This is a genomic window from Dissulfuribacter thermophilus (genome assembly GCF_001687335.1).
Lineage (GTDB): Bacteria > Desulfobacterota > Dissulfuribacteria > Dissulfuribacterales > Dissulfuribacteraceae > Dissulfuribacter > Dissulfuribacter thermophilus.
In genome coordinates, this window is record NZ_MAGO01000002.1 from 1 (window position 1) to 16,170 (window position 16,170).

Consider the following 16,170-nt stretch of genomic DNA (forward strand, 5'->3'; position numbering starts at 1 on the left):
TGCTGAGTAAAAAACATTGCTTGGTAAGACTGATCTCTCGATTGTCCAGTTCAACCATGGCCTTTCTCTTCTTATGGCTCACAGAAGACCGAACTTTCTGGCTAAAAAATCCCGTTCCACCTTTAGTTGTCCTATCTTCTGATAGAGTTGGTCCAGAAGAACCTGCTGCTCTTTTTCTTTCCTCTGAGAGTGGTCAAATACCACAGAGGCATTTGCTAGCATCTGCCTTTTCCACTGCCTCACCTGCCCAGGATGAACCTCAAACCTAGAAGCTATCTGATTGGTGGTCTCCTTCTCGCTTAATGGCTGCCATAGTAACCTTGGCCTTGAACTCTGAGGTGTACTTCTTCCTTGCCATCTTTTGTCTCCTTTCACTGCTTTACTTGTTACTCCTTATAGTGAAAGCGAACAATACTACCTGTCAAAAAAGGGGGACCACCTCAATGATCATAGACCAGAGGCGGCATCACTGCTCAATTTGGCTGCACTATGTCAGAGATGCCATAACCGGCATGACGCAAAAATGAGGGCGGAACACAGGAGGAATGAATGAAGAAGTATCAAATGTCAGTAAGCTGCTCTACCTTCAACCCAAGCGTTTTGGCCAGCTTTTCAAGGGTCTCTGACCTCAGGTTGTCGCTGCGTTCCATCTGGGAAAGGGCAGCCTGGGATATACCAGCCCGCTTTGCCACTTCCGCTTGGGTAAGGCCAAGATATTTGCGCCATGCTCTCAAAAGATTCCAGCCATTCTTGATGACCAGGCCAACCACTTCATGGGGGATAGTAGGCTCATTATCCGTGTCGTCCTCGCCGAGAAGACGCAAATATTCATCGTATGGTAAAACAGCAAACAAAGGTACGCCATCTTTACGGATAATCTGGACATCAGGAATATGTGCGCTCATTTCTTTTTTTAACCTCCTTTATCAGGACAATTTTCAAAGAATCAGTAAAAAACACACGCCAATGGCCAACGCGCAACCTGAAAAGATTTGTGGCCTTCACCTTTTTCACATTGGAAACATTCGGAAAATTTTTGAGTTCAGTAACAGCATCATAAATTCGATTTCTGATGCCAATATCCTTGATTTTACGAAGCTACCTCAATGCCTTTGGCGTCCATTCAATCCTCTTCATATTTATATTTTAACTTATAATATAAGTTTTTCAATGTTTGAACATATCTTTGTTGTCAACAAATAGACTTGTCCGGTTTTATAGCAAATAAACTGTCCTCTTTTTCTTAGGGAACCGCCAAAACCAAACTTTTCTTCATCAGGCCTGAAACAGATTGTCAAGGTGCCACGCATTCCTTTTTCTCCTCTATAAGACTTCCATCTGGATTGTATGCGGCCGACTTGCGAGGCCCGTGGAATATAGCAAGACTGCCGTCTGGATAACTGTGTATCCATACCTTGGCCTTTACATAATGGCATCTGTAGGGTGTTTGAGGAATTTGGAGCGTTAGTCCTTTGAACTGCACACAGTTATCGTTGTTTACTGTTCTTTCATGCTGTTCACAGAGAATATCCTTTAAATTCTGAACTATCCAAGGCACAAATGCCGTCTCCTCAAGAGCAGGCTTTACAGAAAATTCTTCATTATAGTAAGGCCCTTTCTATTCAGCCTCTAGCCTCAGGAGAGTAGGAGGGGGTCATCTGAATGCCAAGCTGCCTCATGGCACGGCCAAACTGGGTAAGATGGTTCTTGTCTAGTTTTCCTCCTGCCTCTGGAGTGTACCAGTAATGACTGCCTCTATCGGTATATAGAGATGAAAAAAGCCCTTTCTTCTCTAGAACCTCACTTACTCCAAAAAAACTGCCCCTCCAAACCCATCTCCTCATAGCGACTTATGTACCTCCGAAACGTCCTGACACTGACTCCTAAAATCCGTGCCGCCTCCTCCTGGATAAGCTCTCTCCTCTTCCATAAACAATAACTCTCTTCAAATCTCATCAACCTGACCTCCTGTAATATTTCTGTCCGTCTCATATGTGTCCCTCCTAAAAGCACATATGAAACCGGACAATTTATTTGCTATAAAGGAGGACAGTTTATTTGTCCGTAACAGCCAAGAGCACCCTTGACAATCCGTATATAAATTTGCTATGAGGAGAATAGGAGGTTTTTAAAAAGGGTTTTCTCATGGCAACCGTCCACGATGTAGCAGCCTATATTCTTCAAAAGCATGGCAAGATGACCACGATGAAGCTTCAAAAATTGGTCTATTATTGCCAAGCCTGGTCACTGGTATGGGATGATAAGCCCTTATATTCTGCTCAGATTCAGGCATGGGCAAATGGCCCCGTTGTTCCGGCACTATATAAATTGCATCGTGGGAAATATACTATATCGGAATGGCCAGAAGGCGATCCAAATAATCTGACCCCTCAAGAGAAAGAAACCATTGATGCTGTCCTTGATTTTTATGGCGACAAATCATCACAATGGTTGATTGATTTGACCCATATGGAGGACCCATGGCGTAATGCCCGGAAAGGGCTTGGCCCTGGGGAACGGGGAAACCGGCCAATTAGATTGGCTGATATGGCAGAATACTATAGTAGCTTGAATAATTAATGGCAAAAAGGCCTAAAACAAAAAGCATACCATATCCTAAAAAGCAAGCCCATAAAATACACTCACCCTCCAAGAAAAAGAAACCAAAAACTTCCTATTCCCCTAGCTTCAATCAATATTACCCTTCATGGCGATTGCAAAAACTGGATTGCAAGTCATGTTATGGATGGCATGATATTGACCGAAAGTCATTAAAAGATATTCGGGAAAAGCTCAAAGCTTATGAAAGCATGACCTGGGATGAGATATTAATCAAATCAAAAAAATAAAATCATACTGTTCCTTGTAAAAAATTATCCAAAACTGCTAGAGACCGTTTACAGGCATTACAGCTAGATGATATTGACGAGCTTGTGTCGTTAAGAGTGGGCTCGACGGGTAGGATTTGGGGGATACGCCACCAGAGCGTCTTGTTGCTTTTATGGTGGGACCCAGAACATAATATCTACTCTTCACCCCAAAAACATACTTAATATTTAGGAGGTGGCGTATGAAATGTATCTCAAATTTGGCAAATTTCTTTGTGTTTTGACTCTAATCTTAATGGCCTCAAATGCTCTGGCAGAAAAGTGTAATCCAACCTATTCCCCCTATGGGGGATATTATGAAATCTGTTAATTGATATCACCAATAATCCCGGATTATGCAGCTCGCAAGTTTGCCGAAGATGCGAGGCGGAGGGCACGCAGACGTACTTTGGTACTTCAACTGCCCGACAACAAAGCAGATTCGGTAAAATTGCGAGCCCCTTGCGGCTTCAAATGCCTGAGGATTTATCATGGATTGAACTTCACCTTTTGGGTGAAGGCACAACGGGAACAGATGGATGCTAACTATGTAATAATTTGAAGAAATTACTTTCTTCAGGCATTTGAAGTGCATAATCCGGGATAATAGCTATTAATAAGAGACACTCACTTTTTACATACCATGCTTCACGCCTTCATCCATTTTTCACTAAATCCAGATTGACGTAGTTGAGATCCGGGTATTTCAGCCCTTCGCCCCTCTGCTGAGACCTCCTCCTGATGGACCATCTTCCGATGATGCATCCCCCTTAAATGGCATGAGCCTTTCGTCATGGCCCTTCTTCCCCTTCATGGCCTCTATGCGCTCATATACGGATGTAAACTCGGATTCTTCGGGAAATCTCGCCATGCCTGCCCTCACAGGATTCAAGTCCACATAGGCAAGGGCTACCAAAAGGGCCTGGCTCTTGTAACGACCCTCCCAGAACCGACCCCTTGCACCCTCCTCCTTGTTGGCAAGCCTCGCCACATATTCATTCAGACTCCTCATGTACCATGAAAGACTGTAAAGACGCCCCCTTATCTCCTCCACTGACCTCAAAAGCACATCCCTCTCACCAACGGCGTCTCATCTAGGGACACTATACTGGACCTAGGCATGGTCATTTTTCTAAATCCCTCCATGTTTTATTTGTTTATAAACGTTCTCTGACTTACCAATCTGTTCATCTCTCTCGTAACAAACCTACCTCCTCAAAATTATGATGTTAATAAAAATGGGTGTCCTTTCTTAAATCTCGCGCCTCATGGCCCTTGCAATCAAATTCGACGGCTTCGTCCGCCGTGGCGAGGTGCGGGACTACGCCACCTCGCCCGGCTGGGTTACGTGACCCGAGCCCCCATCACGCAGATCATGAACCTCCTCAACCAGGCCCCCGACATCCAGGAGGAGATCCTGTTCCTGCCCAGGACCGTGAAGGGCCGCGCCCCGATCCGCGAGCGGGACGTCCGCCCCACGGGCAGACTCCCCTTGTGGCATTGCCTGCCAGACGTTCCAGATGACAGCACAGTTTTTTTCAGATCACTCTTGACAATGTGACGCGGACTTCTAAAATGTGACGTCACGTTCACTACTATTTAACGTGACCCTGTTCAGGCTACATATCGGGAGGCCAGATGAAAGACAAAAAATTATCAAGGCGCGAAAGAGAGAAACTCAGGCAACGTCAAGAGATGCTCGCCGCCGCTCTAGAACTTTTCTCAGAGAAGGGATACCACAATGTATCTATGCACGAGATTGCCGAGAGAGCTGAGTTTGCCATCGGAACGCTCTACAAGTTCTTTAAAAACAAGGAGGACCTCTATAAGTCCCTTATAAAGGAGCAGGCCGACAGGTTCCATGAGGCCCTGACCAAGGCCTTGGAAGAGGCAGATGACGAGCGTGAAAAGTTGAGGAATTACGTGAAGGCCAAGGGCTCGGTCTTTATAGAAAACGCTCCAGTCATTCGCCTCTACTTTGCTGAAACCCGGGGAGCGAGCTTCAACATAAAGGCAGGTCTTGATAGCGAGATCCGTGAACGATACGAGCGGTTTCTTCATACCCTGGCTTTGGTCTTCGAAAGCGGGATAAAAAGAAAACGATTTCAGAAGATCGCCGAGCCGTACCAACTGGCCGTTGCCCTTGACAGCATTTGCAACGCCTTTCTTTTCCTCTGGCTCGAAGATCCCAAGAGCCATCCGTATCCAGAGGATCCAGACATCATTTTGAATATTCTTTTCAAGGGACTGCTTAACGATTAGGGCTCGGGTTATTGCACTTCCTCGGGCCGATTTCCTTTTCTGGAGGATGTTTAATGGCTAATACCAGATTTATATTGTTAAGAATTTTGACTCTGCTTGTTTTTTTTGTATTCCTTGGGCTTGGAGGCTGTGACAGGGGGCCTTCAAGACATGGCGGCCCCCCTCCTAGCCCCCGGGCGGTATCGGTGGTGACTGTCAAGCCACAGAAGATAGAACTTTCAACCGAACTGCCCGGCAGGACCGCGGCATTTCGTATTGCAGAGATAAGGCCACAGGTAAGTGGCCTTATAAAAAGGCGGCTCTTCACAGAAGGTACGGATGTAAAGGCTGGTCAGCTGCTCTATGAGATCGACCCTGCGGAATTTGAGGCGGCCCTTGAAAACGCCAGAGCAGCCCTTTTGAAGGCAGAGGCAAATCTCCCTGCCATCCAACTAAGGGCCAAACGTCTCAAAGAACTTCTTGCCGTCAAGGCTGCGAGCAAGCAGGACTACGACGACGCCGTTTCCGCCCTCAAGCAGGCCAAGGCAGAGATCGAGTATTGGAAGGCTCAGGTGAAAACTGCCAAGATCAACCTGGGCTACACAAGGATTACAGCCCCGATTTCCGGCCATATCGGCCCGTCCAATGTCACCGAGGGCGCAATAGTTACGGCCTATCAACCCACTCCACTTGCCACCATCCAACAGCTCGACCCAATCTATGTTGACGTGCCTCGCTCCACAACGGAACTACTGCGTCTAAGGCGCCGCCTTGAAAACCGTAACCTCAGTCACAGTGTAACCAGCCAGGCCAAAGTAAAGCTCATTCTGGAAGACGGGACCATTTACCCGCATGAGGGCACACTCCAATTTAGTGATGTCTCAGTTGACCCCACCACTGGGTCCGTAATCCTTCGCATGATCTTTCCCAACCCCGAGAAGGTCCTTCTGCCAAAAATGTTCGTCCGTGCTGTCATAAAGGAAGGGGTCAGGGAGGCAGCCATCTTTGTGCCCCAACAGGCTGTTGCCAGGACTCCAAAGGGTGAGCCTTACGTTTTAGTTGTGGGCGCAGGCGAGAGGGTGGAGATGAGGATGCTTAAACTCGACCGGGCCATGGGTGACAAGTGGCTGGTGGATTCAGGACTTTCTCCTGGCGACAGGGTTATTGTAGAAGGCCTTCAATTCGTGCGTCCAGGGATGCCGGTAAAGGCCACGCCTTTCCATGAGAACAAGGAAGCCATGGGAGCCCGAGGCGGTCATGGAGCTGGGCAAAATACCCGTCCTGGTGGAGGTGCGTAATGCTGTCGAGATTCTTCCTAGACCGTCCGGTCTTTGCCTGGGTCATTGCCATCGCCATCATGAGTGCAGGGGCGCTGGCCATCCACTTTCTACCCATCTCCCAGTACCCGAACATCGCCCCTCCTGTCATAGCAGTTGACGCCTTCTATCCAGGCGCATCGGCCGAAACCGTGGAGAGTACCGTCACCCAGATCATCGAGCAAAAGATGACGGGGCTGGACAAGATGCTTTATCTGTCTGCCACCAGCAGTTCCTCGGGAGCAAGCCGTATCGAGCTCACCTTTGCCCCTGGGACAGACCCGGATCTTGCGTGGTCCAAGGTGCAGAACAAGCTCCAGCTTGCCATGGCAAGCCTGCCCGATGTGGTGCAGCGCCAGGGAGTCACAGTGAGCAAATCCACCCGCAACTATCTTCTGATCCTGGGAATAGTGTCTGAAGACGGCAGCATGGACGTAAGTGACCTAAAAGATTACCTCAAGAGCAAACTGGAAAAGGTCGTGGCGAGGATTCCCGGTGTGGGCGAGGTAGTTGTATTTGGGACTGAGTACGCCATGAGGGTCTGGGTGAATCCGGACAAACTCACCAAATATCAACTTACTATTGAGGACATCATCAGTGCGCTCAGGGCCTACAACGTGGAGGTGTCCGCCGGACAATTCGGAGGTGTGCCTGCGGTCAAGGGGCAACGCCTGAACGCCTCGATCATTGTACAGCATTATCTCAAGACTCCTGAGGAATTCGCTGCCATTCCCATCCGCACCAATCCCGACGGCTCCATAATCAGGATCAGGGACATCGGCAGGACCGAGCTTGGATCCGAGCGGTACGACATGGTCTCGTACTACAACAAAAAGCCTGCCGCCTTCATGGCCATCCGTAAAGAATCGGGAGCCAATTCCCTTGATACAGCCCATCGCATAAAGAAAAAGATGGAGGAAATGAGCCGCTATTTTCCTCCCGGCATAAAGGTGGTCTATCCCTTTGATACCACCCCCTTTACCAAAGTTGCAATCCATGAGGTGGTAAAGGCCCTTTTTGAGGCGATATTCCTGGTCTTCCTGGTAATGTGGCTGTTCCTGGGAAGCTTTCGCGCCACCCTGATTCCAACCATTGCTGTACCGGTGGTCATACTCGGGACATTTGCAGTAATCGGGGTCCTGGGATTTTCTATCAACATGCTCACCATGTTTGCCATGGTGCTTGCCATCGGCCTCCTTGTGGATGATGCCATTGTAGTGGTTGAAAACGTGGACCGCATCATGACAGAAGAAGGGCTTCCGCCAAAAGAGGCCACGGCGAAATCCATGGACCAGATCACGAGTGCCCTCATAGGCATCGGAGTGGTTCTTGCTGCTGTATTTGGTCCAATGGCCTTTTTCCCGGGTTCAACCGGCATCATCTACCGCCAGTTTTCCGTGACCATCGCCTCAAGCATGCTCCTTTCGGTGCTGGTGGCCCTGATCCTCACGCCCGTACTCTGCGCGTCCCTGCTAAAACCACGACCACCAGGCCATGAACCAGCAGACAGCGCGGTCTTTTTCCTTCGTCCCTTCCTCCGGTGGTTCGATCGAGTCTTCTATGGCGCGAGAGATCGCTATGTCCGGCTGGTGGGGCACATATTGGGCAGAAAGGCTCGTTTCGTGGTCATTTACCTTGTCCTGACAGGAATAACCGGTTTTTTGTTCATGCGCATGCCAACTGCCTATCTTCCAGACGAAGACCAGGGCGTGCTCTTTGTCCAGGTCATGCTCCCCTCCGGCTCAACCCTGGAGCAGACCCAGGCTATCCTTGAGCAGGTAGGAGACTACTTCCTCAACAACGAAAAGGAGGCGGTCAAATCCTTTGCACATGTGGCCGGTTTTTCCTTCAGCGGCGAGGGGCAGAACATGGGCATAGGTTTTGTCCATTTGAAAGACTGGGAACTTCGCAGGCGGCCAGACCTCAAGGTCCAGGCCGTGGTGGGAAGGGCCATGCGCGTCTTTTCCCAGATAAAAGGGGCGATGGTCTTTGTGTTTCCGCCGCCCGCAATAATCGAGCTAGGCAATGCCAAGGGGTTTGATTTCGAACTCCTGGACTTCGGCGGACTCGGCCATGAAAAGCTCATGGAGGCCCGAAACCAGCTCCTTGGCATGGCTGCCCAGGATCCCAGGCTCATCAGGGTACGGCCAAACGGCATGGAGGACGTGGCCCAGTACTACATAGATATCGATTGGGAAAAGGCAGGCGCCATGGGAGTGCCCATCTCTTCCATCCACAATGCCATTGCCGCATCCTTTGGCGGCGCCTATGTCAACGACTTTATCAGAGCCGGGCGGGTCAAGAAGGTCTATGTTCAGGCAGACGCCCCTTACAGGATGCTCCCTGGCGATCTCGAAAAGATCTATGTGCGCAATAACCAGGGCAAGATGGTCCCGTTTTCTGCCTTCGCCACCGGACACTGGAGTACCGGTTCTTCCAAGCTCGAAAGGTATAACGGCTTTCCAAGCATCAATATCTGGGGAGAGGCGGCGCCAGGCAGGAGCTCGGGCGAGGCCATGGCCGCCATGGAAGAACTCGCTTCCCGCCTCCCAAAGGGTATAGCCTTTGACTGGACGGGCCTTTCCTACCAGGAAAGACAGGCCACCAGCCAGGCCCCCCTGGTCTATGCCTTTTCGGTATTCGTGATATTTCTCTGCCTTGCCGCCCTGTACGAAAGCTGGCCTATCCCCATCGCCATAATGCTTACATTCCCCCTGGGGGTGGTTGGCGGCATCATCGCTTCATCAATAAGGGGGCTTCCCAATGACGTCTATTTCCAGATAGGCCTACTGACAACGCTGGGGCTTACCACCAAGAACGCCATCCTCATCGTGCAATTCGCAAGGGCCCGGGTGGACGAAGGTATGGGGCTCATAAAAGCCACCCTAGAGGGCGCAAGGCTCAGGTTCCGTCCCATTGTCATGACCTCCCTTGCCTTCGGCTTCGGGGTGCTTCCCCTGGTCCTGGCGCAAGGCGCGGGAGGCGGCTCCATGAGGGCCATCGGAACATGCGTGTTTGGCGGGATGGTGACAGCAACCGTGCTGATCGTATTTTTTGCCCCTCTTTTCTATGTATTGATCAGAAAGGCCCTGGTGCAAAGAAAGGCCGCTTTGAGCCCAGATTCCAGGAAAGAGGAGGCCTTGAAATGATGTATGAAAACAAAAAGGCATGGCTTGTTATTGTGATGATTGCACTCGTTACGGCAGGATGTTCCCTTGCCCCCAAATACACGAGGCCCAAGGCCCCGATTCCTTCAAGCTGGGCAAGTGGTCCGGCATGTCAGGAAGAAGGGGCCGAACGCCAGTGTCTTGCACCCCAGAGGCTTGAATGGCGAGAGTTTTATAAGGATCCAATGCTGAAGCAGGTCATAGAGATGGCCCTGGCCAACAATCGTGATCTCAGGATTTCCGCCTTGAACGTTGAAAGGGCCAGGGCCCTGTATGGAGTCCAACGGGCCGAACTCCTACCGTCCGTGACCGGCTCAGGCAGCGCAAGCAAGCAGCGGATCCCCGCGGATGTCATGGGTTTTCCGCAAGCCCTGACCATTGAGCGATATGACGTCAACCTCGGTATCAGCGCATGGGAGATCGACTTTTTTGGCCGAATTCGGAGCCTCAAAGACAAGGCCCTTGAGGAGTTTCTGGCTTCAGAAGAGGCCAGGAAAAGTGCGCAAATAGTGCTCGTATCAGAAGTGGCCAGGGCATATCTCACCCTGGCGGCCGATCGAGAGATGTTGAGCATTGCAAAAGCGACCTTAAAAAACCAGGAAAAGACCTACGAGCTGATACTCAGGCAGTATGAAGTGGGCATGGCCTCAAAACTCGACATGTGCCAGGCCAAGACCCAGGTGGATGCCGCCAGGAAAGATGTAGCCCGCTACACCCAGGTTGTGGCTCTTGATAAAAATGCCCTCGATCTTCTTGCAGGAAGAACCGTACCTGAACCCCTCCTGCCAAAGGGGCTGTCAAATGTACGATCTCCTGAAAAGATCTTTGCGGATCTTTCGTCGGAAGTGCTCTTGAACCGTCCGGACATCGTGGCAGCAGAACACCGCCTGAAAGCCGCTTATGCCTACATCGGCGCAGCTCGTGCTGCATTCTTCCCCCGGATCTCCTTGACCACTTCCCTTGGCACTGCCACGGATGAACTTTCCAACCTTTTCGGCTCAGGCACAGAGGCCTGGAACTTCGCCCCTCAAATCTCCATACCCATCTTTGATGCCAGAACCTGGGCGGCGTATAGGGTCAGCAAGACCGAGCGCGATATAGCCCTGGCCCAGTACGAGAAGGCGATACAGACGGCCTTCAAGGAAGTGGCCGATGCGCTTGCCGTGCAAACGGCCATAAAGCATCAGATTGAGGCCCAGGAATCCCTGGTAAAGGCGGTCTCAGAAACCTTCACGCTTGCCAGTAAACGATATCTGAAAGGAATCGATAGTTACTTGAACGTCCTTGATGCGCAGCGTTCCCTCTTTGCGGCACAACAGGAGCTCATCATGCTCCGCCTGGCCAAACTCGCCAACCGGGTGAAGCTTTATGCAGTATTGGGGGGAGGCGGTGAGTAAGGAAAGAGGGAGGCAAAACATGCTCATTTCCACATCAATTATGGGATTGCTTGCAGTGGCACTCATACTGATTGGCTACTTCAGGGGAGCCGGATAGTCTCTGTTGGCTGTTACCAGACTGCCTATGGAAATAGTAATATTAATAAAGGGACACTCACTTTTTACATACCATGCTTCACGCCTTCGTCCATTTTTCACTAAATCCAGATTGACGTAGTTGAGATCCGGGTATTTCAGCCTTGCCAGGGTGTTTTTGCCAGTTTGCCTGGCACTGTTATGACGACTATCCTGCGAGTCTTAGAAAAAGGCAAGCGATTAAGGAGCGAGCGCTATCTAAGGGATATCTACATTCACAAAAATGTTTTCAAAACCAGTTCTCATCCCAATGCCCGGCGTGCAGCACCCCCACAAATGCGCTCCTTTTGCCCAATCTCATGCTGTCACCCACTGCATGGCCAAACTCCTTCAAAAAACTCCTGGAAAGTTCAAGAGATCCCGTGGGCTCTATCCCAAGCCTCGCCCTTCGCCCCTCTGCTGAGACCTCCTCCTGATGGACCATCTTCCGATGATGCATCTCCCTTAAATGGCATGAGCCTTTCGTCATGGCCCTTCTTCCCCTTCATGGCCTCTATGCGCTCATATACGGATGTAAACTCGGATTCTTCGGGAAATCTCGCCATGCCTGCCCTCACAGGATTCAAGTCCACATAGGCAAGGGCTACCAAAAGGGCCTGGCTCTTGTAACGACCCTCCCAGAACCGACCCCTTGCACCCTCCTCCTTGTTGGCAAGCCTCGCCACATATTCATTCAGACTCCTCATGTACCATGAAAGACTGTAAAGACGCCCACTTATCTCCTCCAGTGACCTCAAAAACACATCCCTCTCACCAACGGCGTCTCATCTAGGGACACTATACTGGACCTAGGAATGGTCATTTTTCTAAATCCCTCCATGTATTACTTGTTTATGAACATTCCCTGACTACCAATTTGTTTATGTCTCTCGCAATAAACCTACCTACTCAAAATTATGATGTTAATAAAAATGGGTATCCTTTACACTTGACAATTACGGGCTGTTCCATATATCTAAACCAGTTTAACCGGATTTAGCCGATTCAAATTTACTGAAACAGAGGCAGAACAAACTGCCACGGTGGGTAAAAAACTGATTTCCCAGGCGCAGTTAAGGGCCGAGGTAAATGGAGCTTAAGATGAAAGACCGATGGCTGTCCGTAGACGAGATCGCGGCCTACCTCAGGATCAAGCGGGACACGATCTATAAGTGGATCGCCGAAACAGAAGTTCCGAAAGGAAGAGAGCTATGAATGGGTTCGCGGTGGAGGTGCGGGTGACAACGAACAGCCCGCTCAAACTGACAACAAAGAACGCTGAGCAATAGTCCGGAGGCGACAGATGTTGAACCTAAAACTTAGAGATGAATTCCTGGGCTCGCAGATGCCGGGGACGGCTATCACGCTGCGCCGGCCGGACAACACTGGTGCCGCTCAGCGAGACGCTGACTACATCCTCTCTATCACCTATCCGACGGCAGACGTCCAAACAGCCTTGCGAGCGGTAAGTAGCGCTCGCGCTCGTCGCCCGGTTGTATTGATGGGGGATCGGGGACGCGGTAAGTCGCACATCATGGCAGTGATGCACCACGCTATCCAGTCGCCGGAACGCGTGGAGGCATGGGCCAAGGAATGGGGAAGCAGGCTTGGTTCGGATGTCCTCAGCGGCCTCACCCTTGAACGAGGGTTCGTTGCGATCTCGGAACCCGTCCACAACCATGAGTACCCCTTGCTTTGGGAGCTCCTGTTCGACAGGCACCCCAAAGGCGAGTTCTACCGCGGCAAGTTCCAGCAGATGGGGCAACCCTATCCACCTCGCTCTCTCCTCGAGGAGATGTTCGAGGACCAGCCTGTTGCCCTGATCTTGGACGAATTTCAGAAGTGGTTCGATGGACTCAGTGACCAGCCGGGGGCGGAAGGGATTAAGTACAGGACGTGGGCGGAGAACTTTATCCAGAACCTCTCTGAGCTCTCGAAGGATCGTTCCGACATATTGATCCTCGTGATCTCCGTCTTGAACAACAACACGGAAGCGTTTCGCCAAGTCCATCGGGACGGTCCCGTCCTCATCGACTTCCGTGGCCCGACCGCCAAGCAGGACCGTCAGAAGCTATTGCTCTACCGCCTGTTTGAAAACCGGGAGTACATCCCGAGCACTGATATCCAGGCCCTTTCAGCCGCTTACGCTGGGGAACGTTTCCGTCTGCGCTTTTCTCACCTCTCAGATGCTGAGCGCAACCGGATCGTCTCTGAGGTGGAAAGCTCGTGGCCCTTCTCGCCGGAACTCCTGGAGCTTCTCGAAGACCAGATCCTGATGGCGGAAGCCGCTCAGGAGACCCGAGACCTCATTCGCATCCTGGCTTCTGTGTTCCGTGCCAGGGGAGATGACGTGCCGGTCATCACACCCGCGGACTTCTTCGTGGATGACGATGCCTGCGGTGTGCAGTCTCTCCTTGATTCCATCGCCACCGTAGGGGAGCAAGAGAAGCTCCGAGAGGTCGCTCAGCGGAACCTGGAGACGATTAAAACGGTTGGCGCTCCCATTCCTCATGCGCGGGAACTGGTAAGCGCATTGTGGATACGTTCCATGTCTCCAGGACGGAGCGCCGGGGGCACGCGCCAGGAGCTCCAACTGGACATCACACGAGAGCAACCCGTAGACGATAACTCCTTCCACGGTGAACTGGTCCAGTTGATAGAGAACAGCATCAATATCCATGGAGAAGAGAGCCCAGATGGCCGTCTGCGTTTCGGCTTGGAAGAGAACCCCAGGTCCAAGGTGCGGACATGCGCCAAGAATGACAAGCTCTGGCAACCCGGCGCCACGTCCGCCACGGTGGGTCAGACGGTTTACCCAGGTAAAGACATAGAACACATCCGGAACACGCTCCGACACATCCTCGTCCCGGAGACCAGGCAGCCTGCATCTCGGGTAATCGTGTTGGGGCCGAACTGGAGGGACGATCCCTGGTCGGACGTCGATGATGTGGACAAGCCCTCTCAATGGGACCGCCCCGTACTCATCGTTGTCCCTGACCCTTTGGAGATGAACGGTGGGAACCGGGTCGCGGGCTTGGGAGAGTGGCTGGCCAAGCACGTGCCCGCAAAGCGCAACACGGTCCGGTTCCTCTTACCAGCCGAAGGTGCCAAGGGCATCTATGTCGACGAGGAACTCATCTTCTGTGCCAGGTGTTCTTACCTCACCTCCATCGCTTGGAGAGATGACCTGAAGTACCGGGCACTGAAGGAGGATTTCGACAAGCCGCTCCGGGACTCCCTGAAGAAGAGATATGATCGGTTTGCCGTGCTGCGGCGGTGGGACTACCGCAATCCGGAATCGTGTACCTTCGATGTGGAACGGATTGGGGCACAGGGTGGCGAGATCCCTTCCGCCGTCGAAGAGAAGTTGCTCGCTGACCTCTTCGACCCTGCGGATTTCCAGAACCTCGTGCTAGAGCGGGCCAAGGAGTCTTGTTTCGTAGGAGATCTCCTTGACGAACTAACCGAACCTCCTCCGCCGAATACGCGGGACGCCATACCTTTCCTCGGTGAGACCGCAATCTACGAAGAGATCCTCAAGGTCGTTGCCAGAGGGAACGTGGTGGTCAACGTCGGTGGGACCTGGGTAGGACGGCTGCCGGACCACACGAATGACGAGGAGGCCCTCCGTTACGTCCGGTCCATGGCGTTCCGCTCCGGGCAAGAGATGCGTCAGGTCCAACTCGGACTACCCGCGGCAGTGGGCGGGACGACGGTCACCGGTCCCGGTCCCCAGCTCCCGGTGTCGCCTCCGCCTGGGGTGACGCCGGTAGGACCCACTCCACCGCCAGGGACCGGAGGGTTCGGTGGCCAAGGTAGTGGACCTGTGCAGCCACCTACGGGAGGTGACGTTGTTACACCCCCAGCCGCAGGCCCCGTGCAGGTTCGGCGAACGGATGCACCAAATACAGGCATTAACCTCTCCGGGTACTTTGAGAAATGGGGGATCCCCGCTGGCAAGACCCTGAGCGCCGCAAAGATCGAATTCAATAATCTGACCGTCCAGCAGCTCAAACAGGTCCTGCAACGCCTGCCCTCGAGCATGCGGGCCTCCCTGGAGATCACATTCACAGAGGAGGAGGGTGACGCGTGATGGACTCTAATCCCTGGGTACAGCTCATCCTTGACGCCCCTTCGGTCTCCGAGGGATGGAAGGCCATCTTCGGGAGGCTCGCCGAGCTTGCGTTGTCGTCCTCATCCCCGGTAGAGCTCCACAACCACACCGTCGCTCCGGACCGCTTGCTGGCCGAAAGCGCTTGGGAGCTGTGGACCGCATATCAAAGCGAAGCGCCAAAGACAGCGGACGCGCTTAAGAAGTGGTGCTCGGAACCATCCCCAAGCGGTAGGGCCATCCTTGTACTGGATGCCCTCTCCTTGCGGGAACTGCCCCTTCTGCTGGGTGGGGCCGAGAACCGTGGCATCAAACCGGTAGATGTCCGGGTGACGGGCTCCGAGGTGCCGTCGGACACTGACCAGTTCGCACGTGCCCTGGGAGCCTCTTCGCGCAGTAGTCTCTCGAACAACGGGGCCCCCTCTGGCTTTGTGCCGTTCGACGGTTCGGTCTATACAGACGTGATCAGTCTGCCCTTTGAGGACAGCGCAGGGGGGATCCCCGCTGCGAGCAACCTCTTCATCTGGCACACGTGGTTGGACGACCTCATCCACGTCCACAAGAAGCTGCCGGACCAGATCTACAAAGCCGCTTCAGCGACCCTTCAAGGCGATGGCTTCTGGAAGTTCGTGGATCGCCTGCGCCAGGGGCGCAAGCTGGTGATAACGGCTGACCACGGGTATGCGGTCAGCCGTCTCTTCTCTAGCGAAGAGATGGACCCCGATGTGATCGAGACGCTGCGGTCGACCTTCGGAGCTGCGCGTTACAAGAAGGCCAACGAGCCGTGGCAAGACCGCTTCATGCCCCCTCTGGTCACGACCGAGAACGGCTGCCACGTCGTGATGGGGCAAAGGAAATGGAAAGTGCAGGGAGGCTTCCCGCATCTCTGTCACGGAGGCCTGAGCTTATTGGAGGTGACCGTGCCGTTCGTGGAGTTGCCACCGCTGTGACGGATGA

16 protein-coding genes are annotated in these 16,170 nt (G+C 52.5%); 8 read left to right on the forward strand and 8 right to left on the reverse strand.

Annotated elements, in window-relative coordinates:
* Positions 1-78: 78 nt before the first annotated feature.
* The 6 genes from DBT_RS01910 to DBT_RS12820 all read right to left on the reverse strand — a co-directional run bounded on the left by DBT_RS01910 (position 79) and on the right by DBT_RS12820 (position 1,992).
* Complete coding sequence (locus DBT_RS01910) at positions 79-375, reverse strand: hypothetical protein (RefSeq protein ID WP_141674189.1); 297 nt, start codon at positions 373-375, stop codon at positions 79-81.
* 185 nt (positions 376-560) lie between these two features.
* Positions 561-905, reverse strand: a complete 345-nt coding sequence (locus DBT_RS01915) for a helix-turn-helix domain-containing protein (protein ID WP_067615911.1) — start codon at positions 903-905, stop codon at positions 561-563.
* Positions 886-1,014, reverse strand: a complete 129-nt coding sequence (locus DBT_RS12815) for a type II toxin-antitoxin system RelE family toxin (RefSeq protein ID WP_425248292.1) — start codon at positions 1,012-1,014, stop codon at positions 886-888. Before DBT_RS12815 ends, DBT_RS01915 begins: the two co-directional genes overlap by 20 nt.
* Positions 1,015-1,294: 280 nt before the next feature.
* Positions 1,295-1,558 carry a hypothetical protein gene (locus DBT_RS12385; RefSeq protein ID WP_067615912.1) on the reverse strand — a complete coding sequence of 88 codons (264 nt, stop codon included), beginning with the start codon at positions 1,556-1,558 and terminating at the stop codon, positions 1,295-1,297.
* Between the two features lie 64 nt (positions 1,559-1,622).
* Positions 1,623-1,844, reverse strand: a complete 222-nt coding sequence (locus tag DBT_RS12390; RefSeq protein WP_067615914.1) for a hypothetical protein — start codon at positions 1,842-1,844, stop codon at positions 1,623-1,625.
* Positions 1,801-1,992 carry a helix-turn-helix domain-containing protein gene (locus tag DBT_RS12820; protein ID WP_425248293.1) on the reverse strand — a complete coding sequence of 64 codons (192 nt, stop codon included), beginning with the start codon at positions 1,990-1,992 and terminating at the stop codon, positions 1,801-1,803. Before DBT_RS12820 ends, DBT_RS12390 begins: the two co-directional genes overlap by 44 nt.
* Positions 1,993-2,145: 153 nt before the next feature.
* Here DBT_RS12820 and DBT_RS01930 point away from each other — a divergent pair, with 153 nt between their 5' ends.
* On the forward strand, positions 2,146-2,580 hold the full coding sequence (locus DBT_RS01930) for a Panacea domain-containing protein (RefSeq protein ID WP_067615916.1): 435 nt from the start codon (positions 2,146-2,148) through the stop codon (positions 2,578-2,580).
* A gap of 993 nt (positions 2,581-3,573) precedes the next feature.
* Here the strand turns inward: DBT_RS01930 and DBT_RS01945 are convergent.
* A complete protein-coding gene (locus DBT_RS01945; protein ID WP_141674190.1) occupies positions 3,574-3,936 on the reverse strand; it encodes a hypothetical protein in 363 nt (120 codons plus the stop codon).
* A gap of 569 nt (positions 3,937-4,505) precedes the next feature.
* Between DBT_RS01945 and DBT_RS01955 the strand changes: the two genes are divergently transcribed.
* Genes DBT_RS01955 through DBT_RS01970 form a run of 4 tightly spaced genes read left to right on the forward strand, consistent with a single transcriptional unit; the run spans position 4,506 to position 10,988 of the window.
* Positions 4,506-5,129 carry a TetR/AcrR family transcriptional regulator gene (locus DBT_RS01955; protein ID WP_067615929.1) on the forward strand — a complete coding sequence of 208 codons (624 nt, stop codon included), beginning with the start codon at positions 4,506-4,508 and terminating at the stop codon, positions 5,127-5,129.
* A gap of 53 nt (positions 5,130-5,182) precedes the next feature.
* A complete protein-coding gene (locus DBT_RS01960; protein ID WP_067615931.1) occupies positions 5,183-6,406 on the forward strand; it encodes an efflux RND transporter periplasmic adaptor subunit in 1,224 nt (407 codons plus the stop codon).
* Positions 6,406-9,573: an efflux RND transporter permease subunit gene (locus DBT_RS01965; RefSeq protein WP_067615933.1), complete on the forward strand. Its 3,168-nt coding sequence runs from the start codon at positions 6,406-6,408 to the stop codon at positions 9,571-9,573. The genes DBT_RS01960 and DBT_RS01965 overlap by 1 nt, the downstream gene beginning before the upstream one ends.
* A complete protein-coding gene (locus DBT_RS01970; protein WP_244155287.1) occupies positions 9,570-10,988 on the forward strand; it encodes an efflux transporter outer membrane subunit in 1,419 nt (472 codons plus the stop codon). The genes DBT_RS01965 and DBT_RS01970 overlap by 4 nt, the downstream gene beginning before the upstream one ends.
* A gap of 485 nt (positions 10,989-11,473) precedes the next feature.
* Here the strand turns inward: DBT_RS01970 and DBT_RS01975 are convergent, their stop codons facing one another.
* Positions 11,474-11,860, reverse strand: coding sequence for a hypothetical protein (locus DBT_RS01975; RefSeq protein ID WP_141674191.1), 387 nt, complete (start codon positions 11,858-11,860; stop codon positions 11,474-11,476).
* Positions 11,861-12,191: 331 nt separating this feature from the next.
* Between DBT_RS01975 and DBT_RS12645 the strand changes: the two genes are divergently transcribed.
* The 3 genes from DBT_RS12645 (at position 12,192) to DBT_RS01990 (ending at position 16,163) form a co-directional block, all read left to right on the forward strand.
* The gene (locus DBT_RS12645) at positions 12,192-12,317 is read left to right on the forward strand and encodes a helix-turn-helix transcriptional regulator (protein WP_279614745.1); all 126 of its coding nucleotides are present in this window, start codon (positions 12,192-12,194) and stop codon (positions 12,315-12,317) included.
* Positions 12,318-12,405: 88 nt separating this feature from the next.
* Entirely contained in the window at positions 12,406-15,195 is a 2,790-nt protein-coding gene (locus DBT_RS01985) for a DUF499 domain-containing protein (protein WP_067615938.1), read from the forward strand.
* Positions 15,195-16,163 (forward strand): hypothetical protein, encoded by a 969-nt coding sequence (locus tag DBT_RS01990; RefSeq protein WP_067615940.1) that lies wholly within the window; start codon positions 15,195-15,197, stop codon positions 16,161-16,163. The genes DBT_RS01985 and DBT_RS01990 overlap by 1 nt, the downstream gene beginning before the upstream one ends.
* Positions 16,164-16,170 lie beyond the last annotated feature (7 nt).

What these genes read in the sequence shown, in the direction of transcription:
- DBT_RS01915 (WP_067615911.1), bottom strand. Translation starts at nt 905, where the DNA reads ATGAGCGCACATATTCCTGATGTCCAGATTATCCGTAAAGATGGCGTA.
- DBT_RS12390 (WP_067615914.1), bottom strand. Translation starts at nt 1,844, where the DNA reads ATGAGGAGATGGGTTTGGAGGGGCAGTTTTTTTGGAGTAAGTGAGGTT.
- DBT_RS12820 (WP_425248293.1), bottom strand. Translation starts at nt 1,992, where the DNA reads ATGAGACGGACAGAAATATTACAGGAGGTCAGGTTGATGAGATTTGAA.
- DBT_RS01930 (WP_067615916.1), top strand. Translation starts at nt 2,146, where the DNA reads ATGGCAACCGTCCACGATGTAGCAGCCTATATTCTTCAAAAGCATGGC.
- DBT_RS01955 (WP_067615929.1), top strand. Translation starts at nt 4,506, where the DNA reads ATGAAAGACAAAAAATTATCAAGGCGCGAAAGAGAGAAACTCAGGCAA.
- DBT_RS01960 (WP_067615931.1), top strand. Translation starts at nt 5,183, where the DNA reads ATGGCTAATACCAGATTTATATTGTTAAGAATTTTGACTCTGCTTGTT.
- DBT_RS01965 (WP_067615933.1), top strand. Translation starts at nt 6,406, where the DNA reads ATGCTGTCGAGATTCTTCCTAGACCGTCCGGTCTTTGCCTGGGTCATT.
- DBT_RS01970 (WP_244155287.1), top strand. Translation starts at nt 9,570, where the DNA reads ATGATGTATGAAAACAAAAAGGCATGGCTTGTTATTGTGATGATTGCA.
- DBT_RS12645 (WP_279614745.1), top strand. Translation starts at nt 12,192, where the DNA reads ATGGAGCTTAAGATGAAAGACCGATGGCTGTCCGTAGACGAGATCGCG.
- DBT_RS01985 (WP_067615938.1), top strand. Translation starts at nt 12,406, where the DNA reads ATGTTGAACCTAAAACTTAGAGATGAATTCCTGGGCTCGCAGATGCCG.
- DBT_RS01990 (WP_067615940.1), top strand. Translation starts at nt 15,195, where the DNA reads ATGGACTCTAATCCCTGGGTACAGCTCATCCTTGACGCCCCTTCGGTC.